The organism is Pseudarthrobacter sulfonivorans, assembly GCF_024391045.1.
GTDB classification, from domain to species: Bacteria; Actinomycetota; Actinomycetes; order Actinomycetales; family Micrococcaceae; genus Arthrobacter; species Arthrobacter sulfonivorans_B.
On record NZ_JANFCZ010000027.1, the window covers coordinates 35,629 to 58,889 of the forward strand.

The window sequence follows — 23,261 nt, forward strand, 5'->3', positions numbered from 1 at the left end:
GGGCCCATGCGATGGGATGCACTGTTCGGTGATATGGAGGCGCAGTTTGGCGAGGGCGCTGCGCTGGCAGTCGAAGCCGAGATTTCTGAACGGGCCAGGGTTGAATCCGCTTCGGTGGTCCTTGCGGACAGGCTGCGGGGTGGCCTCGGTACCCAGCTGGCCGTTTGCCTTCTCGGTGGGCGGACCTTCGAGGGTGTCCTCAGCCACGCAGGGGCAGATGCGCTGGTCCTGGATGAGGTGCGCCGCCAGGTCCTGATTCCCTACGGCGCGGTGGCGCACTATGCCGGCCTGGGACGCATTTCCGTGGGGGAACCGTCACCCGTCCGGCGGCGGATCGGGCTGGCCCATGCCTTGCGCGGCCTGGCGCGGGACAGGGCCGGGCTGGCGGTTATCCTGCGGCACAGCCCCCATGACGGTACCGGGCTGACCGGTGTCATTGACCGGGTGGGCGCCGACTTCCTGGATCTGGCGCTGGTGGGTCCGGGGGAGGCCAGGCGGGCATCGCAGGTCCGCCAGGTGGCCACCATTCCTTTTGAATCGCTGGGCGCTGTCCGCTCATGGCACACCGGTGACATCTAGGCGTGCCCCGGCAGGGCTTAGCCCTGCTTGGCCTTAGCCTCCTGGATCATGCGGCTGGCCTCGGCGTAACGTTCCTCGATGTACTGCTCCAGCATCTTCTCCTCGACGCGCCACTGCCCCCTGCCACCCACCTGGATGGCTTTGAGCTCACCGCTGCGTACCAGTGCATAGGCTGCCGGCGAGTTGATCTGGAGCTGTTCGGCCACATCGGCGAGGGTGAGAAATCTGGGCATGCAACCAGTTTGCCACTTAAGGCTTTATCTGGTGCTGTTATCCACAGTTTGGTGTTGTTTGGTCTTTTGACTTTTGTTCCTGGGCTTGTGCCGTAACAATGAGGTGTCCGGGCGCAGTGCCGCCTGGCTCGGAGCTAGGGGGAAAAGCATGAGCCATGATGCAGGAACCACAGGTGCCAGGCTGAAGCCTCCATCGTGGAAGGACCCGCGGCTGATGGTGGGGGTGCTCCTGGTGCTGGCATCGGTGGTGGGCGTCATCTCGCTGGTGGGCAGTGCGGACCAAACCACCGAGGTCTATGCGGCCCGGGACTCCATCGCGGTGGGAGAAAAGCTGACAACTGACAACCTCGTCCGGGCCAAGGTCCGCCTCGGGGACACCGAGGAACACTACATCACCGTGGAAGCGGGACTGCCCGACGGGCTGGTTGCCGTGCAACGGATCGGAAAGAGCCAGTTGGTCCCCAAGGAAAGCCTGGCGGCGGTTGACTCCCTGGACCGCAAGCCCGTGGCGGTGACCATTGACGAACCGCTGCCTCCGCAGGCGGTGGCCGGCACCCGCGTGGATGTATGGGTGGCGCTGCCCGACGCCAGGAACGGCTTCAGCGAGCCAAAGCTGCTGCTGCCCGGAGCGGAAATCGCGCAGGTGACTGCAGCGACCACTACCCTCGGCTCGTCCCGCAGCACGGTGCTGATGGTGCTGGTCGCCGATAGCCAAATGCCTCCCCTGCTCGGGGCGCAGGCCAACAAAGCCAAGATCTCCGTCGTCTGGAACCCGCGCGGTGACAGGTCATGAGTATCCCGGTAGTAACCGTTGGCCAGGCCCGGGAGGACGTGGTGGGCGGGCTGGAAGGGCTGCACGGACCCGTCACAGTGGTCCGCCGCTGCGCCGAGCTGACGGAACTCTTGGCAGCCTGCCAAAGCGGGCTGGCCCGGGCTGCCGTGGTGGCCGACGGTTCCGAGGGCCTCACCGCCTCCCTGGTTGACCGGCTTGGGGCAGTGGGCGTGGCGATTATCGCCCTCACGGATAATGCCGAGGAAGCAGCAAGGCTGCGGGGGATCGGTGTGGCGTCCGCGCTGACCGGTGTTGAATCGGCCGCCTTGGCCGGCAGGATCGCGGAGGCCGTATCCCAGCTGACAGGAAATCCCCAGGGCTCCAGGACGGGGGCAGCACTCGGAGACACAGGTACCTCGCTGCGCCAGCTTCCCGCCGACGTCGCTGACGTGCCGCCAGCTTCCGGGACCGGACGTATCATCGCAGTCTGGGGACCGGCGGGCTCGCCCGGGCGTACCTTCGTGGCAGCCAATATCGCAGGAGAGCTGGCAGCAGACGGGAAGTCCGTGCTGCTGGTTGATGCGGACAGCTACGGTGCAAGCATCGCTGCCGTACTGGGCCTGCTGGACGAAGCCGCGGGCCTCGCCCAGGCCTGCCGGCTCGCGGACCAGGGGCAACTGGACGCGCAGGCGCTGCTGAAAGTCGCCCCGCCGGTCACCACCAAGCTCGGAACCTTCCGGGTCCTGACCGGCATCACCCGTGCGGACAGGTGGACTGAACTCCGGGGAGCGGCCCTGACCCTGGTTCTGGAACGCGCCAAGGAGATCGCCGACGTCGTGGTGGTGGACACCGGGTTTTGCCTCGAGGCTGATGAGGAACTCAGCTTCGACACGATGGCCCCGCGCCGGAACGCTGCCACGCTGCGCAGCCTGGAACTGGCGGACACAGTTTTTGCTGTCGGGGCAGCGGATCCGGTGGGTGTTCCCCGGCTGGTCCGCGGATTGGCAGAGCTCGAACTCGCAGTGCCGCATGTCTCGCCCACGGTGGTGCTCAACAAAGTCCGGGCCTCCGCCGTGGGGAGGTCGCCGGAGCGTCAATTAAGGGACGCCTGGGAACGGTATGGTCCGGCGTCGACAGTCAGTGCGTTCCTGCCTGCCGACCATGCCGTGGCGGACGCAGCCCTCCTTGCGGGGTCGTTATTGCTTGAAACGGCCCCGGAATCCAAACTCAGGCGGTCAATCGCCGATTTGGTTTGTGCACCTGTCCAGCGATCTGGCAGATCCTCTGTATTTTCTTCCACCGCGCTACGCCGGGTAAAGGGTTAGGCTCGCCGTAGGAGCTGCAACGGTGCAGCCGTAATCTTTGTGATGGAGGCGTTTGTCGATGTCGTCTGGATCCAGCGTGGAGGATCAGTCCGTAGCAATTGGAGACCAGGAGGGATTCCTGGGGGACTACTACCAACATCTGGCTGAAGAAGATGCCCGTACTTACTCCCAGGCCGTGCTGGCCAGTCGCGCGGAGACCCACCGGAATGTAGCTGCCAGCCGGCGGCCCGGCGAAGCCAAGGTTTCCATCGTCCACGAGGAAGACAGCAGCGTCGTTTATGTTGTCACGGACGACATGCCTTTCCTGGTGGACTCCCTCAACGCCGAACTTGTCCGCCAGAGGGCAGCCATCCGCCTTGTCCTGCATCCGCTCTTTGTTGTCACCCGCAACAGGGAGACGGGGGAGCTGGTCAAGGTGGACCGGGTGCCGTCCCATATCGGGATCTCCAGCGGTGACACCGCCGCCATGCCACTCCTGTCCCACCTCATCGCCCAAGGCGAAAACGCGTCCCACATGGAGTCGTGGATCGCAGTGGAGATCAACCGCGTTTCTGATGAAGCCCAGGCGTCATTGCTCGAGGGCCTGGCCCGTGTCCTGGCGGACGTACGCGCCGCCGTCGAGGACTGGCCCAAGATGCGGAACAAGGCCATGCAGATTGCCGCGAGCCTGGACCAGGTGGCCAACCCGGCGCAGATCGCCGAGCTGCGGCAGGCACAGGATCTGCTCCGCTGGCTCGACGACGGCAACTTCACGTTCCTGGGCTACCGCGAGTACGACCTCATAAACGTCGACGGCGAGGACGTACTGGAGTTGCGGGAGGACAGCGGGCTGGGCCTGCTCCGCAAAAAAGAAGGTGCCCCGCATCTGCAGCACCTGACAGACGCGGGACGGAAAAAGGCGCGCGAAAAGCGTGCGCTGGTCATCACCAAGGCGAACTCCAGGTCCACCGTCCACCGCCCTGCCTACCTTGATTACATCGGCGTCAAAAGTTTTGACGCCGCGGGCAACGTCAACGGCGAGCGCCGCTTCATCGGCCTGTTCGCCACCAGCGCCTATGCAGGGTCGGTACGGGATATCCCGATCGTGCGCGAAAAAGTGAACGCGGTCCTGGGCAGCGCAGGATTCCCCCCGGACTCCCATTCCGGCAAGGACCTGCTGGGCATCCTGGAAACCTATCCGCGTGATGAGTTGTTTCAGATTGAAGTGGAGGACCTGAAAGCAACGGCGACAGGCATCCAGCGGCTGCAGGAGCGGCGGCGGACGCGGCTGTTCCTCCGGCCGGACATTTACGGCCGGTTCATGTCAGCGCTGGTCTACCTGCCCCGTGACCGGTACACCACCAACGTCCGGCTCCGCATCGAGGAGGAACTCCGGTCCACTTTCCAGGCTGAATCCATTGACTTCGAGGCCAGGATGACAGAATCCGCCCTCGCCCGGCTCTTCTTCCGGATTCGCCTGCCCAAGAACGCTGAACTTAGCCATGTCAACACCGAGGAACTCGAAAAGCGGCTGGTCCGGGCGGCACGCTCATGGAGTGAAGGCGTAGCCGAGGTGCTGCGCAGCGGCGCGGCCGGCCAGCAGTCCAAGGAACTCGCCGGCATCTGGTCCGAGGCCTTCCCGGCCGGCTACCGCGTGGACTACGAGGTTGAGGACGCGCTGGAGGACATCGCCCGGTTTGAGAAATACGGTGCCCAGGCCGAGCGCGTCGCCGGGGCCAAACAGGAACGTCCCGGTGTCCACGTCTACCTGCCCAACGGTGCCGGGGAAGACCTCGAAGAGGATGCCCGCGTCAAGCTGTACATGCTCGAGCCCAAGAGCTTGAGCCAGATCCTGCCCTACTTCCACAACCTGGGACTCGAGGTGCTGGACGAGCGTCCCTTCGAGATCGAGACAGCCGACGGCCGCGACTTCTTCCTGTACGACCTCGGGCTGAAGTACCCCACCGGCGTCGATCCGCTGGCCACCGGCGAATTGCTCGGTGACTCGTTCGGGGCTGCCATCTCCGGAGCGGTCGAGTCGGACAGCCTTGACCGGCTGGTGCTGCGCGAGGGGATGCACTGGCGGCAGATTACGGTGCTGAGGGCCTATGCGCGGTACATGCGGCAAATGGGAAACACAAACTCGATGGGCTTCGTCGCGGACACGCTGCTCGCCAATCCGGACGTTACCAAGGCCCTGACGGCCCTGTTCGCGGCCCGATTTGATCCGGCGCTCGCCGGGGACCAGCGGCCCGCCGCCCAGGGAAAGGTCCGTGCGGAACTTTCGGCGGCGATCGACGAGGTGGCAACGCTCGACGCCGACCGTGTCCTGCGCACCTTCGCCAACCTGATCGAGGCCACCCTCCGCACGAACTTTTACCAGTACAAGCCGCACCTGAGTTTTAAGCTCGATTCGGCCAAGATCGAGGGCTTGCCGTTCCCGCGGCCAATGTTCGAGATCTGGGTCTACTCACCGCGGGTTGAAGGCGTGCACCTGCGCTTCGGCAAGGTGGCCCGCGGCGGCCTGCGCTGGTCCGATCGGCGCGAGGACTTCAGGACGGAAATACTTGGCCTGGTCAAGGCGCAGACCGTGAAGAATGCGGTAATTGTTCCCACCGGCGCCAAGGGCGGCTTCTTTGCCAAGCGGCTCCCGGACCCCACCGTGGACCGGGCGGCGTGGCTGGCCGAGGGTATGGAAAGCTACAAAACCTTCATCCGCGGCCTGCTGGACCTTACCGACAACCTCGTGACCGAAGCCGGGGCGGAAACCGTAGTGCCGCCGTCGGACGTTGTCAGGCACGACGACGACGATTCCTACCTCGTGGTGGCGGCGGACAAGGGGACGGCCACCTTCTCGGACATCGCCAACGGTCTGGCCGCGGAATACGGCTTCTGGCTCGGTGATGCGTTCGCTTCCGGCGGCTCGGTAGGCTACGACCACAAGGCCATGGGCATTACCGCCCGCGGCGCGTGGGAGTCGGTCAAGCGGCACTTCAGCGAGCTGGACGTGGACACCCAGACCCAGGACTTCACGGTGGTGGGCGTGGGCGACATGTCCGGCGACGTGTTCGGGAACGGCATGCTTTTGTCCCGGCACATCCGGCTGCTGGCCGCGTTCGACCACAGGCACATCTTCCTTGACCCGAGGCCGGACCCGGCAGCCTCGTTTGCGGAACGGGAACGGCTCTTTAAGCTGCCGCGGTCCTCCTGGGACGATTACAACAAGTCCCTCATCAGCGAAGGCGGCGGCGTGTATCCCCGCCAGGTGAAGTCCATTCCGGTCTCGCCGCAGGTCCGGGCCGCCATCGGCCTGCCTGAGGGCACCACCGAAATGAGCCCGCCCGAACTCCTCCGTGCGATCCTGCTGGCCCCGGCCGACCTGCTGTACAACGGCGGAATCGGGACGTACGTGAAGGCCAGCACCGAGACCAACGGATCAGTGGGCGACAAAGCCAACGACGCCATCCGCGTGGACGGCAAAGACCTGCGGGTCAAGGTAGTGGGCGAAGGCGGCAACCTGGGCATGACGCAGCGCGGCCGGATTGAGGCGGCACTGCAGGGCGTCATCCTGAACACCGATGCCATCGACAACTCCGCCGGTGTGGACTGCTCCGACCATGAAGTCAACATCAAGATCTTCGTGGACCGGATGGTGGCGGCGGGCAAGCTGTCGGCGGACGAGCGCGCAGGCTTCCTGGCGTCCATGACAGATGAAGTCGGGCGGCTGGTCCTCGAGGACAACGTGGACCAGAACATCCTGCTCCTGAACGACCGGCAGCGGGTGGCCGAGTGGAGCCCCAGCTACGAGCGCCTGATGGACTGGTTGGAGAAGTCTGCGGACCTCAAGCGTGATCTCGAGGCGCTGCCCAGCACGGAGACCCTGCAGGAACGGCTGAGCCAGGGCCAGGGCCTGACCTCGCCGGAGCTTTCGGTACTGGCGGCCTACGCGAAGATTGAGCTTTCGTCGGCGCTGCGAGACAGCAACCTGGCCGATGATCCGTGGTTCCGGGCGACCCTTCGCGCATACTTCCCCGCGCAGCTGCGGGACCGGTTTGACGCTGAGCTGGACACCCATCCGCTGCGGCGCGAGATCATCGCCACGGTGGTGGCCAACGACATGATCAACCTGGGCGGCATTACGTTCGCGTTCCGGACCATGGAGGAAACCTCGGCCACAGAAGTGGCCGTGGCCAAGGCTTTCGTGGCGCTCCGTGAGGTTTTCGAACTGAATGTCATGGTGGACCAGCTGAACAGCCTTCCGGCCTCGTTCCCCACTGAACACTGGAGCGCCGTCCACCTGGACATCCGGCGCATCCTGGACCGGGCGGTCAGGTGGCTGCTGGCCCAGGGAGACAGCTCGCGTCCCATCGCGGAGACGGTGGCTGAGTTCAAGCCGCTCCTGGACCCGATGCGCGGCCGGCTGCTGGACTACCTCAAGGGCGATGACCGCGAGCGGGTGACCAGCTGGCTGGATAAGGGTCTGGGGTGGGAACTCCCGGAAGACCTTGCCATGCGGTGGGCTGAGCTGTTCGAAAGCTTCGTCCTGCTGGACATCGCCAAGATCGTGCACACCCGCAAGGAGCCGGTGGAGGAGATCGCGTCGGTTTATTACACGGTGTTCAACCGGTTCCACGCCGACGCGCTCCTGGAGCGGATCACCAGCCTGCCGCGGCAGGACCGCTGGCAGGCGCTGGCGCGGGCCGCACTGCGCGACGACCTGTATTCCACAGTTACGGACATGACGACGGCGGTGCTTGAGTCGACAGCGTCCGGGGACTCCCCGGAGAACCGGCTGAAGGAGTGGGAGGGCCAGAATGCCGAGCAGCTGGGCAGGGCCAAGAGCATGTTCGATGAGGTCAACGCGCTTGAAACCGACGACATGGCCTCACTGTCGGTAGCATTGAGGCTCTTGAGGTCAATCGTCCGACGCTAGGAATCCCCTGCGTCGCAACTGGAGGTGCAGTGGCAATCTTTACGGACCCCATCAGGGAACATGCTGATTTCGGGCCGGGCGATGCCGAATGGCTGCACCTCCTGGTGGGCGACTGGCAGATGGTTGCGGACCTGGCATTCGCGGACCTGGCATTGTGGTTTCCGCACCCGGAACACGGCTACATTGCGCTGGCACATGTGCGGCCCTCAACCACGCACACGGTCTTCCACGGCGACTTTGTGGGCGAACCCATCCGGGCGGACCTGCAGCCGCTGGTGGACAAGGCCTGGGAAAGCCATGCCATTGAGCGGTCCAGCGAGACCAACTGGAACTCGGACATGGCGCTGCGGGTGGAGGCTGTGCCGATGGTCCGCAACGGCCGGACATTGGCTGTGGTGACCACTCACATGGACCTGTCCAGTTCCCGGATGCCTTCACGTCTGGAACTCACCTACAGGCAGTGCGCGTACGATCTGCTCCGCATGGGGACGCTGGGGCTATGGCCGGACTTCGCCTCACCCACCGGCTCTCGGCGCGGTGCTCCGCGCGTAGGCGACGGGCTCATCAGGCTCGATGCTGAGGGGATTGTGCAGTACGCGAGCCCCAACGGAGTATCCGCCTTCCGGCGGCTTGGCGACGGCGAGTCGCTGGAAGGAAGATCGTTGGCCGAGGTCACCGCCGGGCTGTTGAAAGACCGGCGGATGGTGGACGAGACGCTGCCGCTGGTGGTGACAGGGCGCATGCCGTGGCGCAGCGAGATTGAATCACGCGGCGTCAGCCTCTCCCTGCGGGCCATTCCATTGCGCGATGAGCACCAGCGGTTTGGTGCGCTGGTGCTGTGCCGGGATGTTTCGGAACTGCGGCGCCGGGAGATGGAGCTTGTCACCAAGGACGCCACCATCCGTGAGATCCATCACCGGGTGAAGAACAACCTGCAGACGGTGGCTGCCCTGCTGCGCATGCAGTCCCGGCGGATGGTCAGTGATGAGGCCAAGCAGGGGCTGGAACAGGCGATGCGCCGTGTGGCTACTATCGCCTTGGTTCATGAGACCCTGTCGCAGGGCCTGGCGCAGAGTGTGGACTTCGACGAACTTATTGGCCGCCAGTTCAGGCTCTCGGCCGAGGTCGCGTCTCCCTCGCAGCAGGTCAAGACCGAGCGTTCCGGGCTTTTCGGGGACCTGCCCAGCGACTTCGCCACCCCGCTGGCCCTGGTGATCAACGAACTGGTGACCAACGCCGTCGAGCATGGGCTGGAGGGGCGGACGGGAACTGTGTGGCTCATCGCCGACCGTTCCGAGGAGGAAGACGGTGAGGAACTGCTGACGGTGACAGTTGCCGACGACGGCGTGGGCCTGCCGGATACGCCGCATGTTGAGGGGCTCGGCTTGCAGATCGTCCGAACGCTTGTCACCAGTGAACTTGGGGGTACCATTCAGTGGCGTCCACGCGAGGGCGGCGGCACGGCGGTGCAGATCCGACTCAGCCTGGCGGCGCGGTAAAGCTGTCACTTAACGCAATGGCCGCGACCCCACCGGGGTCGCGGCCATTCGCTTCGTGCAAACCGTCTGGACTGCTCTTGTGGCGGCGCCGCCATGGCGCCGCCAGCTCGCTTGTGCTTAGGAGGCGCGACGGGCCCTGGCAGCACGACGCTTAAGGGCGCGGCGCTCGTCCTCGCTCATGCCGCCCCAGACGCCGGCATCCTGACCCGATTCGAGGGCCCACTGGAGGCAGGTGTCAACAACGGGGCAGCGGCGGCATACGCTTTTTGCTTCCTCGATCTGGAGGAGGGCCGGCCCTGTGTTTCCGACGGGGAAAAACAGTTCCGGGTCCTTGTCGAGGCACGCCGCGCGGTTACGCCAATCCATGCTGATCAGTTGCTCCAATTCTGGGAAAAGCCGTTTGTGAAATTATTCACTAGGGGCTACAAAGGAAAAGGGCCCTGTGGGCCCCATCGGTCATCTCCATCAAGGTTGTCATGTTAACGCTGTGTAAACAAGGGGTAATACAGCTTGAAATCCCCGGATTCCTGAGCGATACATCACATCCGCGTTGCCGACCCCCACCACTGTCCGACTATGTCGGGTATGGTGCCAGTGTGTCAAGAGCCCCCGAAAACCCTTCAGATCCGCTGCCCCAACCTGCTCCCGCCAGCATGGGCCGCCCGCGCGGAATCCTGGTGATCGCGCTGATTGTAGCCGCCGAGGCCACAGCCCTATTGGTTGCAGCGGGCTGGTATGCGTACGAACTTGTGACCGGTGCGCCCGTGCTTTCGTTTTGGGGCGCTGTTTTCACCTTGGGCCTGTTGCTGGCCTTCTCAGCCTGGCTCTATTCGGTGGGACACTTCCTTTTCCGGGGACGACGGTGGACGAGGGCTGCAGCCCTCGTGGCTCAGCTGTTTGTCCTGACCATCGGCTTCCCCACGCTTACAGCGGGTGTCGTGGTGGCCGGACTGGCCCTGGTGCTGCCGGCGCTGACGGCCGCAGTACTTTTGTTCGACAAGCGCGTCATCAGCTTCGCCTCCCGGACCGGCGGGATGCCTCCGGCGCTGTAAGGCCGGGTGAATCTTCTTCGTCAGGCGGCACCCAGCCCAGCTGGACAGGCATGGCGTGCCCGTTCTGGATGACGACACAGCGGCCCGGTGGAGGGTTCGATTGCACCTCAAACCGCACCCCGAAAAGATCCCCGTCTAAAAAGCTCCTGGGCGCGATCAATACACCGGTGCCCAGATTGCGCGCCTGAAACGCGAGCGGTACCCGCTGTGCCAGTGACGGATTGAAGCCGGCCGTGATAATCACAGCGATTCCGAGGGCGTGGATCTCGGCGAGCTGACGGTTCACGTCGAAAGGCAATAGGTCTGCATCGTCCACCAGGGCCACGGATCGCTTGTCCAGGACGCCGGCAGATGCCTGGTTCAGGACCTCGGCCCAGTAGGCCGTTGGCTCGCTTCCCGGGTCAGGCCGAAGCCAGGGGCTTGCATCCGGGTTGATATGCGGCAAGAGTCGGAGAAGCGAGGACTTCCCCGATGACGGGCCGCCCAGCACAGCGAGGACTCCGCCTGGTGGCACCCGGATGGAGACCGTTTCGAGTTCGTCGCCGCCAACGCCGATCCGGAGCAGGCCGGGGGTTTGCCGGGCCCTGGCGGTTGCCTCATCCGGTGTGTCGGCGGGTGTCCCGTTCAAGGTCAGTGGCTGAGACTTGGCGAGAAGGTGGGCTGCGGGAAGCATGACTGGCAGTGGCTCAACCCGGAACGGCCGGATGGTCGCGGGAGTTGTCAGCGTATGGCCGGATGACACCTCGCCCGAGTCCGGACCGGCTGAGTCCGGACCGGCCGAGTAGAACTGGCAAACAGCCGTGGTCCCGCCGGACAGTGCGCCCGTGGCGACGCCCCGGCCGGTCACCGGTGCGGTTGTGGGCAGGTTCGGCCACGCAATCCTGTTCTCTTCGGTTGAACCGGTGGGGAAATACACGCGGTTCGGAATGGCGGCGAAGAACCTCGAGGTGACGAGTTCCCGCTGGCCGGAGATGATCACGCTGATCCTGGCTTTGGCGCCGTCACGGATCAAATCGTGGACCAGGTCCTCCGCCCAGGCGAGCGGCCCGGAGCGAAAAGCCGACGTCCAGGAACCCCAGCCGGCGATCACCAGCGCGAGTGGAGTGACATCGATGAGCGGACCGGCCAGGCGGCGCGATTGCTCTTGTGCGAGGCGCTCCAGAACGCGAACGGCACGGCGAATCTCGTGCAGCCCGGCCCTGGCGCCCACCCGGCCGTGCGTGTCCAGCGACGCGAACGAGCCGTCCGGATCCAGGATGTACAAGTGCGATTCGTGCCTGTGTGAGGCGAGGCGAAGCACCGCGAGCCTGGTGGCGTCAGCTACACCTGCTTCGGGTCCGCCCACAAACCCCATGTGTCCGTGTCTCCCCGGTTCCCAGATGAGCGGTGCCGTCCGCTGTTCCGACGGCAGGTCCATGACTCCGAGCCTGACGGTCCAGTGGTGATCTGCGGGCGCTTCAGAGTCGCGCTCCATTAAGTGCTGGGCAGGTTCCGCATCATCATTTGTGCTGCCGGTTGCATTGCCGGGGCAACGGACTGCCTCGGCGGGTGGTTCTGTCAGGACACGGGGGAGCGAGGGAGCTACCGGCTTCCTGACGGGGGCGCCGTTCATCGCCTCCCACAGTTTGGCCAGGGAAGCGATCAGCGGTGTGGTTGCCTGGGCGGGTGTCGGACTTGCGGCTGCGGCGTCGGGTTCACCGCCGGCCGGCGGGTCGTGGATGTAGTCCGTGGCGAGGTGGACCGAGAGCCTGGTCGGTTCGGACGCCTCATCCCCGGCGGTCAGGGAGGCGGCCTGGAATTCCACCGGGGATTGAGTGCCACGCACAAGGTAGGCGCGGCCCGGTGTGTCAATGCTGATGCCGGCGGCGGCTGTCGAATTGATGATGTCGAGTGATTCCATTTCGGATTGGACCCGCAAGCAGATGCTTGTGGTCACGTTTGCGCGGATGTCTGCGGTCAGCGCGCCTTGGGGCCTTTGTGTGGCCATGATGAGGTGTATCCCGAGTGAACGGCCGATGGCGGCGATCCTCATGAGTTCGCGGAGCGACTCCGGGGCGTCTTCTACGAGCATGCGGAATTCGTCGATGATAATCACAAGATGCGGGAGCGGCGACGTGAGGCCCGCCGCAGTCGCGCGGTAGGCCGTCAGGTCGGGTGCCTCCACGGAGGCCATGATTTCTTCCCGGAATCGGATTTCTGCCCGCAGCGACTGCAAATGCCGTTCCAATTCGTGGCTGCTGAGATCGGTGAGCATCCCGGCACAGTGGGGAAGCCGGGTCAGCGGCCCCAGACCCGAACCCCCTTTGAAGTCCACAAAGAGAAAGCTGATGCGGTCCGGTGGGTAGCTGGTAGCTAATGCAATGGTCAGGGTACGGAGGAGTTCAGACTTTCCCGAGCCCGTAGTCCCGGCAATCAAGAGATGCGGCCCGTCGGACTGAAGGTCCAGTGTCTGCACGGTCTCCGCATTTAGCCCAACGGGAACGGCCAGTCCGGGCTTGCTCGTGTTTGTGGCCCACTGTCTGGCTATGTCCGGGGCGGAAGCCGGGAGAAGGTCCACAAGCTGGCAGATGGGTGGGACGTTTCCGCAGGTAGTACCAGGCTCGGAGGTATCCCCGGCCAAGCGGCGACAAAACTCTTCAAAGACCTCGGCGGGCGCCAGATCCGGCTGGAAACGGATGGTCTCCGTTCCGGTCCTGAGCACGGAGGTGCGTTCCTCGAGTTCGATGTCGGCGGGGAGAGCGGTTTGGCTATCGCCGGGGAAGTTGATGGTCTGCCACCCGTGTTCGCGGGCCTCTTCAATGATTGCCGGCGCGTTCTCTGCGTCGTCGAGAAGGATCAGGACGCCGTGTCCATGCGAGGGGGTGATGCCGTGCTCCACCAGGGTGTGGGCAGTGGCGGCATGGCCGGACAGGGTGACACCCGGAAGGAAGCGGGCTGCGAGGGGCAGTTGACCATTCTTTCCGTGGACTACCACATGGGTTTCCCGGCCCAGCGGGTAGCCGGCGAGTTGCATCAGCAGCGACCGCACCAGCCCCTCCGCCAGATCCCGCGGTCCACTGATGATGGTGAGAGGACGTGCGGGGTCGAGAGTGACCGGCAGGATTCCGCCTGATGGGACGGGCCGGCCCGGAGCGGGCGGATCGAACCTGAGATTCGCTGGCTGAGCGCCTTGCCCCAGCCGGAGCCAGATGCCGGTGTCCGCGTCGGGGGAGACCCGGTTCCTGTCGGATGCATCGCCGAGAGTGAGGGCAGACAGCGGTGGCGCGGCCCGCCGTCGTCGTTCCTGATCTGTGGCGACAGCGGCACTTAAGGCTGCAGCCAGCTCCTTACGTTGCCTGCGCCCGCCGATCGCAGGAACGAGGATGGAGATTGCCGAGACGGCGGTGAAGGCCAGAAACATCCACATCCCCGTGATGACGGCAAGACCCACCCCTATGATCAATGGGAGAACAGCGGCCAGGAGGAGTGCTGTCCGGTTCGAGGGATAATCGTGCCGCCTGATAACCAACGGCTCGTGGACATTAAGACCCGCAAGGTCGAGTTGACCGGGCGGCTGGTTGAGGAAGGCCAATGACATGGTCGAGTTGCCGCACGCGATGGTGGAGGCGGTGGTGACCACGGCGTTCCTCTGGCGCTCGCCGTCCACCTCGGTGCCGTTGGAGCTGGCCAGGTCCTCAATCATGATGGCGGTCTCGGTTACAACCAGGCGAGCGTGGACCCGGGACAGATCGGCGTCAGGGATGATGATGTCAGCATTGCTGCGGCCGATCGTGTACGTGCCCCGTCGGAGAGGGACCACCAGGCCAGCACCCGCGCCGCTGTGCACCGCTAGCGCCAGGGAAGCGGGTGGTTCCGGCGTGCGCTGCCTGGATCTGCGGTCAGCGATCCTCGCCGCATCGACGAGAGTGGCACCATTGATCAGGGGCGGCTGTCCGAGCGTGAGTGAAGTCAGGTCCTGTCCGTCGATAGACACGTTACCGGTGCCAAACCTGGCCGCCAGCTCCGCCTGAAGGGCCGCACCCCCTGTGCCTTTTGGACCCTCGATGGTCAGCTCAACGGGTGGTTCCCTCAGGGATGCGCACGGGCTCCGAACGAGCGTGCAGTGCAACGGCATGATGTAGAAGTCCTTACATTTGGCTTCCTTTCAAGCTAGCCACCACGCGGCCTGGTGTCGCGGTGTCGACGGCCCTATGTGGATAAGGGGAGGAGCCAATTTGGCGGAGCCTGTCCTTCGTCGGCACGCCTCGGTTAGGATCAGTGGCACAACGCCTCGGACCTCAGCAGAGCCGCCCCGGCAGAAGGAGCGATCCCGTGATTTCAGTGGAAGCAAGCGCCGATGTTTCAGCCGGCTCCGAGGTCGGACACGGCTCGAGAATCTGGCATCTGGCGCAGGTCCGCGAGGGTGCCGTGCTGGGGGAGAACTGCGTTATTGGCCGCGGCGCGTACATTGGTCCCGGCGTGCAGTTGGGAAACAACTGCAAGGTGCAGAACTATGCCCTGGTTTACGAGCCGGCGGTCCTGGGCGACGGTGTTTTCATCGGGCCCGCTGCGGTGCTGACGAATGACGTGTTTCCCCGGGCGATCAATGCTGACGGGTCGCTCAAGACGGAAGACGACTGGGACAAAGTGGGTGTCAGGATCAAGGAAGGCGCCGCCATCGGGGCGCGCGCTGTGTGCATAGCGCCGGTGACTATCGGCTCCTGGGCAACGGTAGCCGCGGGTGCCGTGGTGACGCGTGACGTGCCCGATTTCGCCCTGGTGGCCGGTGTTCCCGCCAAACGCATCGGCTGGGTGGGAAAAGCAGGCCTGCCGCTGCAGGAAGACAACGGAGGATGGGTGTGCCCGCAGACCGGTAGCCGCTATGAGGCGCACGACGGCGGGCTGCGCGAGGTGGGGGATTAGCTGCAGTTCGGTACCTGTTGGATGAGGGAGCAGGCTGCCGCGATTAGTAGGTCACGATGGGGTCTCGGGTAGGCTGGAACAGCAGACTTTGCATAAACATTGCGCTGCCCGCTTTCGAAACTGGAGATTTTGTGACCGCTGACCTCGTCATCGTAGGGTCTGGCTTTTTTGGCCTGACAATCGCAGAACGGGCCGCCACCGAGCTCGGCTTGAAGGTGGTTGTCCTCGACCGCCGTCATCACATCGGTGGAAATGCCTACAGCGAGAAGGAAGAGCAGACGGGGATCGAAGTGCACCGCTACGGCGCACACCTGTTCCACACCTCTAATGAGCGTGTTTGGGAGTATGTGAACCGCTTCACCACCTTCACGAACTACGTCCACAAGGTTTATGGCGTGCACAAGGGAGAGGTTTATTCCCTGCCAATCAACTTGGCCACGATCAATCAGTTCTTCCGGGCCAACATGACTCCAGGCCAGGCCCAGGCACTGATCCAGGAGCAGGCCGGCGAGCTCGCAGGTACCGATCCGCAGAATTTGAATGACAAGGGCATCCAGCTGATAGGCCGTCCGCTCTACGAGGCCTTCATCAAGCACTACACCGGCAAGCAGTGGCAGACGGATCCGAAGGACCTGCCCGCAGGCATCATCTCCCGCCTCCCTGTGCGTTACAACTACGACAACCGGTACTTCAACGACAAGTACGAAGGCCTGCCGACCAACGGCTACACGGCGTGGATCGAAAAGATGGCCGAACATCCGAACATCGAAGTTCGCCTGAACACGGACTTCTTCGACGAGTCGCATGAGTACAGCAAGAATAAAGTGGTTGGCAACATCCCCGTGATATACACGGGCCCCGTGGACCGCTACTTCGACTTCGCTGAAGGCGACCTTTCTTGGCGGACTATCGACTTCGAACAAGAAGTTCTGGACGTCGGCGATTTCCAGGGAACGTCCGTGGTCAACTACAACGACGCCGACGTTGCCTACACGCGCATCATCGAACCGCGCCATTTCCACCCTGAGCGTGATTACCAGACTGAAAAGACCGTCGTCATGCGCGAATTCTCGCGTGCCGCCGAAAAGGGCGACGAGCCTTACTACCCGATCAACACCGCCGCGGACCGGGAGCGGTTACTCAAATACCGTGACCTGGCCGCTGCTGAGAAGAACGTCCTGTTCGGCGGCCGGCTCGGCACTTACAAGTACCTTGACATGCACATGGCCATCGGTTCGGCCTTGACGATGTTTGATAACAAGATCCGCCCGCACTTCGAGGCTGGCGCCAAGATTGAAAGCGGAGGCGTGGACGCATGAGCTCGCTGAATGTAATCACAGACTGGGCACCAATCCAGCGCGTTATCCTGCCCTCGCCGGATCAGCCGGACACAGTTTCTCTTTATGTCGATGCGGGCAGTGCCAGCGGGATTCGGTTGCGAGAAAACGACGAACTTGCCCGCACCCCCAAGTCGCCGGAACAAAAGTTGCAGATGTTTAGTTCCGGAGACCGGGAGGCTCATTTCGAGGACCTACTGACGCGGCATTCCATAAGAGTCCGGTCCGGTGAACAGGTTTCCTTCGGCACCTATTTTAATGCCTTCCCCGCAAGCTACTGGCGCCGCTGGACGTCGATCCGGAGCATTCGGCTAACGGTCAACACGCACGGTACGGGAACCGTCACTGTTTATAAGTCCAATGCGCGCGGTTCCGTCCAGCGCGTTGACGGTGTCCACGTCGATGGCGAGGCTACATCTTCCTTCGAACTCTCACTGAAACCGTTCGGCGACGGCGGCTGGTACTGGTTTGACCTGGCGGCCAGTTCGAACGAACTGATCCTTGAGGATGCCCAGTGGGAGGCCGAGAAGGCTCCGCGTCCGAGCGGCCAAGTGACCCTTCAGATCACCACCATGAACAAGCCGGACTTTTGCCTGAATAACGCCCGAATTCTTGCAGAAAATGCCGATGTTCTCGTCAACGTTAAGGAAATCCTGATCGTTGATCAGGGGACACAAAAAGTCGAGGCAGAGCAAGGCTTCGCCGAAATCCAGGAAGCTCTTGGTGGGAAGCTCAGGGTCATCAACCAGGCGAACCTGGGCGGATCCGGCGGGTTCGCACGGGGCATGTATGAGTCGGTAGAAAATGGCAGCGACTATGTGCTGCTGCTCGACGATGACATCGTCGTCGAGCCCGAAAGCATCGTTCGGTTGCTTTCCTTTGCGGACCACTGCAAGAGGCCGACAATTGTCGGAGGGCACATGTTCGACCTTTACAACCGCAGTGTCCTGCATACGTTCGGTGAGGTCGTCGATCCCTACCGGATCGTGCCGGCAGTGCCCCACGCAGACATGGAGGTCAGGCACGACTTTAGCCTCGCCAACCTCCGGCAGACCCCATGGCTGCACCGACGCGTGGATGTGGACTACAACGGCTGGTGGATGTGCCTCATCCCGACGAAAGTGATTAAAGAGATCGGCCTGTCGCTGCCACTCTTCATTAAGTGGGACGATGCCGAGTACGGGCTGCGCGCGCGTGAGGCTGGCATCGCTACGGTGTCTTTGCCCGGCGCCGCCGTCTGGCACGTCTCATGGACAGACAAGGACGATCTCGTGGGTTGGCAAGCGTACTTCCATTCGCGCAACCGACTCGTTACCACTCTTATTCACAGCCCCTATAAAAAGGGTGGACGAGTCCTGCGCGAATCTGTGCAGGACGATGTGAAACATCTTGTGTCGATGCAGTACTTCACTGAGCATGGGCGAATCGAGGCGCTCAAGGATGTGCTCAAGGGGCCTGGTGGTCTTCACGGATCGCTCGGCACCAAACTGCCGGAAATCAACGCGCTGAAGTCCAGTTACTCCGATGCCCAACTGCGCGAAAACGCGGACGATTTTCCAACACCCAAGATCGGCCGGGGTCCTATGGGCGGCGCCCCGATTGGTATGCCGAGCAAAAAAGAACTCGTTCCTTGGGGTCTCAAAACGGTTGCCCGGCAACTCGTCACAGCTCCTGACCCCGAGAGCGCAGAACGTCCGCAGGGATTTCTCGCTCATCGTGACAACCGGTGGTTCCGGCTGGCCCACTATGACAGTGTCGTCGTTTCAAATGCCGAAGGAACGGGCGCCTCGTGGTATCGCAGGGATCCGAAGAAACTCAAGTCCATGCTGACTGAAGCCACCGGGCTTCACATGAGGATCTTCCGGGAGTGGGAGCGACTTGCCGAGCAGTATCGGGCCGCTGTTCCCGACTTGACGTCCATGGCCGCTTGGAAGAAGACCTTCGACGCGGCTTCAGAGATGGAAAAATAGATGGCGACCAGCACAGACGAATTGGTGAAGCCAGGTCAGGGACGTGGGCTACTGGACGTCTACAGTCACAGGTTCCTATTGAAACTTTTGGTCCGCAAAGAGATCAAAGTCCGCTACCGCGGATCTGTACTTGGACTGATGTGGTCCTACGTGAAACCGCTGATTCAGTTCCTTATTTACTTCATTGCCCTCGGCATTTTTCTAAACCTCGAACGCGGCACTCCGAACTACGCCATCTACTTGTTTGCTGGAATTGTCCTGGTGAACTTTTTTACTGAATCCCTGGCGAATGCGACTCGTTCAATCGTCGATAACCGAGATCTTATAAGAAAGATCTATCTCCCCCGGGAGCTCTTCCCCGCAGCCACGGTATGGGTGTCCGCAGCACACTTCCTTCCGCAACTGCTGGTACTGGTTGTCGCCTGCCTGGTGGTTGGGTGGGCTCCCTCCATACTTCAATTGGCGGCCGTCGTACTAATCTTTTTGATGGTTGCGGTTCTCGCCACGGGGCTGGGCTTAATGTTCGGCGCGGTGAACGTCTACTTCCGCGACTCCGAGAACATTGTTGACATGATCATCATGGTCGTCACCTGGGCGTCGCCAGTTCTTTATGTTTGGTCTATGGTCGAACGAGTCATGGGGCCCTGGTTCTGGATCTACCAGCTGAATCCGATGACTGTGGCCGTAGAAGTATTCCACTGGACTTTCTGGGAACCGACTCTGAAGCCAGACCAGCCAGTGGGCGCGACCCTGCCGCCCGACTTCTTTGCCCTATGGTTACCGGTTGCGATGCTAATCACTCTTGCAGTGCTGTTTGTAGGACAGCTAATGTTCCGACGGCTTGCCATCCATTTCGCCCAGGAGCTCTAGAATGACATCGCATGGCCAGGTAGCAATCAGCTGCATCGGCATCCGCAAACAATTTGTCCTGCGCCATACTCGTTCCCTCAAGGAAGCCTTGGTGTGGCTGGTCAAAGGGCGCAAAGGGGACTTGTCGAAGAAGTTCCTTGCCCTCAAAGATGTTTCCCTTGAAGTCAAACAAGGCGAGACAGTGGCACTCATGGGGCTCAACGGCTCGGGAAAATCGACACTGCTGAAGCTAATCTCCGGAGTCCTGCAACCCGATGGCGGGACTGTCAGGACGCGCGGCCGAGTGGCTGGACTCATCGAAGTGGGCGCAGGGTTCCACCATGACCTAAGCGGCCGGGACAACGTTTACCTCAATGGTGCCATCCTGGGGATGACAGAGAAACAGATTGATGAAATGTTCGACTCTATTGTCGAATTTTCGGAAATTGGCGAGTTCATCGACACGGAAGTCAAGTTTTACTCCTCTGGCATGTATCTCCGCCTGGCGTTCTCCATCGCAGTACACACTGATCCGGAAGTGTTCTTGATCGACGAGATCCTTGCTGTGGGGGACGAGCCTTTTCAACGCAAGTGCATCGCGAAGATTAAGGAACTTTCGGAATTGGGGAAAACCCTTTTTGTCGTGAGCCATGATCTGGATCTGGTTGCAACTGTGTGTGAGCGTGGTGTGCTTCTCGAGCATGGCAACGTGGTCATGGACGGCGACGTGCACGATGTGGTTGCAGAGTTGCGGCGTCGTTCCGCGCACGCGGAATCTGAGGGGAGCCTGTGATTCGGACCCGTCACCGCAACGATGTCATGTGGCTGACGGGGACAGTGGCCGCCGCCTTCCTTGGTTCGCTGATCCCGCTAATATCAAATAACCGATTTTACTATTATGACGATACCCAGGCTGGGGCTTTCGGCATTTGGTTCGAAATAGGCACGAAACTCAGTGCAGGGGAGTGGCCACTATTCAGTGATACCGCTTGGGGGGCTGGTAATTATGCTGCCGAGGGCCAGTGGGGGATCTGGAATCCGCTCATTCTTTTGCTCGGCTGGCTGGCAAGCCGATCGGCCAACATCGTGGTCTTTTCGACTATTCTTAAAATCGCTTTGCTCTGCATTCTTTCTGGCGGGACCTTTCTGTTGGCGCGGAGCTACAATGCCCGGCCGGAGTGGGGGGCCATCGCTGGTGTTGCTGTCACCCTGACCGGATTTACGGTGTACATGGACGCGGCTTCCTGGGTCACTGGGCTCATGGTATTCAGTTTGCTGCCTCTCACTTGGTGGGGGCTGCGCCGGATGGCCTTTCAGGATGGCAACCCTTTCTTTGCACTAGTCCCTGCCTACGTGCTGATCACCATCGGTTATGTTCACGGGACCCTCATGCTTGTCGTAGTCGTTTTAGGTCTGTTGCTGGAGGCGTGGCTTAAACGCAGCCGAAGGAGCGCCCTCCGCCTGCTTTTGGCCGGTTTTGTTTCCGGGCTCATCGCCATGGCGGTATACCTTCCTGGCGTTCTCACGGCCCCCGTCACGGCACGCACCGGTGGAATCGCAAACAGCGGCTTCCTAACGACCGACCTCACCGGACTTTTTACGGCCTGGGTACCGGGCAGCCTGCCCCAGGTCACCGGCTGGTGGGGCGGATTTGCAACCGTGCCCCTGTTGTATGTCGCGTGGTTTCTCCCCCTAATTGCCGTAGTCGACTACTCGAAGGTCAAAGCAGCGAGCAGGGAGATGTCAGCGCTGTGGTTTGTGGGAGTGGTTTCTCTAGCCCTGACCCTGGCCCCAAGCGACTTGGGGCCTCTTCGCTTCCCGATCCGGATCATGCCGTATGTTTCATTGGCGGTCCTGCTGACTTTTTCGGTGATGATTTCCCGGTTCAGGGTTCATGTCCTGAGTCGAGGGCGAAAAGTGGTCACAGCTGGGATTGTTACGTCCGGCCTGTACCTGGCTTGGAGCCAGTACCCGTCGTTCCGAACGGCGGCCTTTTTCGGGCTCCTGGCGGCTGGAGGCATCGTGTGCCTTCTAGCCATCCTCTACTATCCCCCCCGTTGGTCGCGCTTTAGGGGACCCGTGGTCGTGGCGGCAGGAGTGCTGCTCGTGAGTATGACGATCACTGCGGGGCAGCACATGGCCTTCAAAGCGTCCCCGCTGCCCGACTATCGGATGCCTGATACCCCGGAAAGTTACGCACGTCAGCTGCCGGGAGCACAAGGTGGCACGTTTATCGTGGGTGATCCCACGAAGCTTGGCCCGGAGATCTGGAATGAGACGCTTGCATCGAATGCCTGGTACTTGAATTCTGCCGAAGTCCAGAACCTTTATTCGCCCATCATGTTCGCCAGATACGCTGAGGATCTCTGCATCTCGAGCCATGGCTGGACCTGTGGGGCGGCAGCCACGAAGCTCTTCGAGACTGACCCTACGACCGGCAGGGTTCTGGCCGATCTTTTGTCGATCGACACAGTCCAGCTTCTGCGTGATCCGGACGCTCCGTCCTACGATTCCATTGACCGGAAACTTCCCGGTGGATGGCACCAGGAGAGCAGGTCGGCTGACTCCGTAGTGTGGGTCCGCAACCAACCACTGCTGAACACCGGCCAACTGGTTTGGACGTCGGAGGGGACAACCCTTTCGCTGGTCTCGGAGAGCAATCAGGAGATTGTGATCAGGGTAGACCAGATGGGCGAGGCTCCGGCCAAGGCCGTGCTCAGTAGGCTGGCTTGGCCGGGATACCACGCCGAAGGGGCGACTCTCGCGGCGCCGCTTCGGGGCTATCTTCTCGAAGTAGATATACCCGCCGATTCGGTCGGAAAAACGGTCACAGTGCGTTTCGAACCGCCGGGATGGCCGGCTGTTGTGAGCTCAGTCGTTCTTGCGGTCGGAGTGTCCTTCGCATGGGGCATCGCCGAACTAATCCCGTATCGGCGGCGCAAGGGCAACACACAGACGGATCGACTTAGACCCACAGCGCATACGCCTTGAGTGCTAGAGGTATTCAGCGGCCTATTACTGAAGGTGCGCGCAGTGTTCGATAGAAGGCTGCTGGTCCCTTCGAAACCCTGGTGAGGTGTATCAATGGCCATGAGTTTTTGCCCACCATCGGCCAGCTAATGTGCCCGTCGGTGGCCTGTTACACTGCCCGGGGATGGACAAGAGGTCTGCCCGCACTGGTTCGGCGGGCGTTGGCTGTCGTCGGTCTTCTTAGTTCAGTTGGGTGACTCCTGGTCCGGCGTGGGCTTGGGTGAAACGGATGGAATCGCCGGCCGGTCTGGCAGACGTTGCCGTGATGCAGGAGCCTGTCTACTGTCGCGGTGGCGGGATTTTTGGGCATGACCTCGTCAAAGCCTGCCCGGGTGATGGCTCGAGGAGATCGCCACGGAGCGTTTTGCGTAGGTTGCGTCCAGGACCCGGTAGAGGCCTTCGGCGGCGTCCGTGGCCACCGGCAGTAGCCCGATGTCGTCGATCACCGACGAGGTCGGCGCGGAGGGTTCGGGTGACGGTGCGGGTGACGCTGTCGTTAGTGCGGTGCGCACGGCTCAGGGCGCCGAGGTCCTCGAATCTGAACCAGGTCACGCGCATGCCGGCTTCGACGGCGTGTTGGCCAAGGGCTTCCAGGAAGAATGTTTTCCCCTGCCGGAGCGCCCGCAGACGACTAGGTTCTCCCGCCGGGTGATCCGTTCCCGCTCATACCTCGGCGGCCGATCCGCCTCCAACGCCCGATCCACCGTCCCTCCGGGAAACCCCGGGCTGTTTAGCCAGCTCCCTCTTGGAGATGTTCTCCGCCGCGTATCGGTGGCGTATCTGCGTTCAAGCATCCAATGT

16 protein-coding genes are annotated in these 23,261 nt (G+C 62.4%); 12 read left to right on the forward strand and 4 right to left on the reverse strand.

Translation table 11 applies throughout. The annotated features are described in order from the left end of the window. Positions 1 to 6 precede the first annotated feature (6 nt). A complete protein-coding gene (locus tag NQJ30_RS15905; protein WP_255771023.1) occupies positions 7 to 579 on the forward strand; it encodes a hypothetical protein in 573 nt (190 codons plus the stop codon). Between the two features lie 17 nt (positions 580 to 596). Here the strand turns inward: NQJ30_RS15905 and NQJ30_RS15910 are convergent, their stop codons facing one another. Next, positions 597 to 812, reverse strand: coding sequence for a helix-turn-helix domain-containing protein (locus NQJ30_RS15910; protein ID WP_104062208.1), 216 nt, complete (start codon positions 810 to 812; stop codon positions 597 to 599). Between the two features lie 148 nt (positions 813 to 960). On the opposite strand from NQJ30_RS15910, the gene NQJ30_RS15915 reads away from it, so the two are divergent. Genes NQJ30_RS15915 through NQJ30_RS15930 form a run of 4 tightly spaced genes read left to right on the forward strand, consistent with a single transcriptional unit; the run spans position 961 to position 9,320 of the window. Then, positions 961 to 1,605, forward strand: a complete 645-nt coding sequence (locus NQJ30_RS15915; RefSeq protein WP_255771024.1) for a hypothetical protein — start codon at positions 961 to 963, stop codon at positions 1,603 to 1,605. After that, a complete protein-coding gene (locus NQJ30_RS15920) occupies positions 1,602 to 2,909 on the forward strand; it encodes an AAA family ATPase (protein ID WP_255771025.1) in 1,308 nt (435 codons plus the stop codon). The genes NQJ30_RS15915 and NQJ30_RS15920 overlap by 4 nt, the downstream gene beginning before the upstream one ends. 58 nt (positions 2,910 to 2,967) lie before the next feature. Then, on the forward strand, positions 2,968 to 7,821 hold the full coding sequence (locus NQJ30_RS15925) for an NAD-glutamate dehydrogenase (protein ID WP_255771026.1): 4,854 nt from the start codon (positions 2,968 to 2,970) through the stop codon (positions 7,819 to 7,821). Between the two features lie 29 nt (positions 7,822 to 7,850). After that, the gene (locus tag NQJ30_RS15930; RefSeq protein WP_255771032.1) at positions 7,851 to 9,320 is read left to right on the forward strand and encodes a sensor histidine kinase; all 1,470 of its coding nucleotides are present in this window, start codon (positions 7,851 to 7,853) and stop codon (positions 9,318 to 9,320) included. 117 nt (positions 9,321 to 9,437) lie between these two features. Here NQJ30_RS15930 and NQJ30_RS15935 read toward each other — a convergent pair whose 3' ends face one another. Then, complete coding sequence (locus tag NQJ30_RS15935) at positions 9,438 to 9,686, reverse strand: WhiB family transcriptional regulator (protein ID WP_003804966.1); 249 nt, start codon at positions 9,684 to 9,686, stop codon at positions 9,438 to 9,440. A 287-nt stretch (positions 9,687 to 9,973) separates the two neighbouring features. On the opposite strand from NQJ30_RS15935, the gene NQJ30_RS15940 reads away from it, so the two are divergent. Beyond that, positions 9,974 to 10,372, forward strand: a complete 399-nt coding sequence (locus NQJ30_RS15940) for a hypothetical protein (RefSeq protein WP_255771060.1) — start codon at positions 9,974 to 9,976, stop codon at positions 10,370 to 10,372. Here NQJ30_RS15940 and NQJ30_RS15945 read toward each other — a convergent pair. After that, positions 10,329 to 14,345 (reverse strand): FtsK/SpoIIIE domain-containing protein, encoded by a 4,017-nt coding sequence (locus NQJ30_RS15945; protein WP_255771034.1) that lies wholly within the window; start codon positions 14,343 to 14,345, stop codon positions 10,329 to 10,331. The genes NQJ30_RS15940 and NQJ30_RS15945 overlap by 44 nt on opposite strands. 338 nt (positions 14,346 to 14,683) lie before the next feature. On the opposite strand from NQJ30_RS15945, the gene NQJ30_RS15950 reads away from it, so the two are divergent. The 6 genes from NQJ30_RS15950 (at position 14,684) to NQJ30_RS15975 (ending at position 22,421) form a co-directional block, all read left to right on the forward strand. After that, positions 14,684 to 15,274, forward strand: coding sequence for an acyltransferase (locus tag NQJ30_RS15950; protein WP_255771037.1), 591 nt, complete (start codon positions 14,684 to 14,686; stop codon positions 15,272 to 15,274). 131 nt (positions 15,275 to 15,405) lie between these two features. Beyond that, positions 15,406 to 16,593: a UDP-galactopyranose mutase gene (gene glf, locus NQJ30_RS15955; protein ID WP_255771042.1), complete on the forward strand. Its 1,188-nt coding sequence runs from the start codon at positions 15,406 to 15,408 to the stop codon at positions 16,591 to 16,593. Continuing rightward, the gene (locus NQJ30_RS15960) at positions 16,590 to 18,581 is read left to right on the forward strand and encodes a glycosyltransferase (RefSeq protein WP_255771045.1); all 1,992 of its coding nucleotides are present in this window, start codon (positions 16,590 to 16,592) and stop codon (positions 18,579 to 18,581) included. The genes glf and NQJ30_RS15960 overlap by 4 nt, the downstream gene beginning before the upstream one ends. After that, on the forward strand, positions 18,582 to 19,451 hold the full coding sequence (locus NQJ30_RS15965) for an ABC transporter permease (protein ID WP_255771047.1): 870 nt from the start codon (positions 18,582 to 18,584) through the stop codon (positions 19,449 to 19,451). A gap of 1 nt (position 19,452) precedes the next feature. Then, complete coding sequence (locus NQJ30_RS15970) at positions 19,453 to 20,223, forward strand: ABC transporter ATP-binding protein (RefSeq protein WP_255771049.1); 771 nt, start codon at positions 19,453 to 19,455, stop codon at positions 20,221 to 20,223. Next, positions 20,220 to 22,421, forward strand: coding sequence for a hypothetical protein (locus tag NQJ30_RS15975; protein ID WP_255771054.1), 2,202 nt, complete (start codon positions 20,220 to 20,222; stop codon positions 22,419 to 22,421). Before NQJ30_RS15970 ends, NQJ30_RS15975 begins: the two co-directional genes overlap by 4 nt. Positions 22,422 to 22,777: 356 nt before the next feature. Here NQJ30_RS15975 and NQJ30_RS15980 read toward each other — a convergent pair whose 3' ends face one another. Further along, on the reverse strand, positions 22,778 to 22,972 hold the full coding sequence (locus NQJ30_RS15980; protein WP_255771055.1) for a hypothetical protein: 195 nt from the start codon (positions 22,970 to 22,972) through the stop codon (positions 22,778 to 22,780). Positions 22,973 to 23,261: the final 289 nt, after the last annotated feature.

Excerpts from the sequence above, each read along its gene's own strand:
- NQJ30_RS15905 (WP_255771023.1), top strand. The coding sequence starts at position 7 with ATGCGATGGGATGCACTGTTCGGTGATATGGAGGCGCAGTTTGGCGAG.
- NQJ30_RS15910 (WP_104062208.1), bottom strand. The coding sequence starts at position 812 with ATGCCCAGATTTCTCACCCTCGCCGATGTGGCCGAACAGCTCCAGATC.
- NQJ30_RS15915 (WP_255771024.1), top strand. The coding sequence starts at position 961 with ATGAGCCATGATGCAGGAACCACAGGTGCCAGGCTGAAGCCTCCATCG.
- NQJ30_RS15920 (WP_255771025.1), top strand. The coding sequence starts at position 1,602 with ATGAGTATCCCGGTAGTAACCGTTGGCCAGGCCCGGGAGGACGTGGTG.
- NQJ30_RS15925 (WP_255771026.1), top strand. The coding sequence starts at position 2,968 with ATGTCGTCTGGATCCAGCGTGGAGGATCAGTCCGTAGCAATTGGAGAC.
- NQJ30_RS15935 (WP_003804966.1), bottom strand. The coding sequence starts at position 9,686 with ATGGATTGGCGTAACCGCGCGGCGTGCCTCGACAAGGACCCGGAACTG.
- NQJ30_RS15940 (WP_255771060.1), top strand. The coding sequence starts at position 9,974 with ATGGGCCGCCCGCGCGGAATCCTGGTGATCGCGCTGATTGTAGCCGCC.
- NQJ30_RS15960 (WP_255771045.1), top strand. The coding sequence starts at position 16,590 with ATGAGCTCGCTGAATGTAATCACAGACTGGGCACCAATCCAGCGCGTT.
- NQJ30_RS15965 (WP_255771047.1), top strand. The coding sequence starts at position 18,582 with ATGGCGACCAGCACAGACGAATTGGTGAAGCCAGGTCAGGGACGTGGG.
- NQJ30_RS15970 (WP_255771049.1), top strand. The coding sequence starts at position 19,453 with ATGACATCGCATGGCCAGGTAGCAATCAGCTGCATCGGCATCCGCAAA.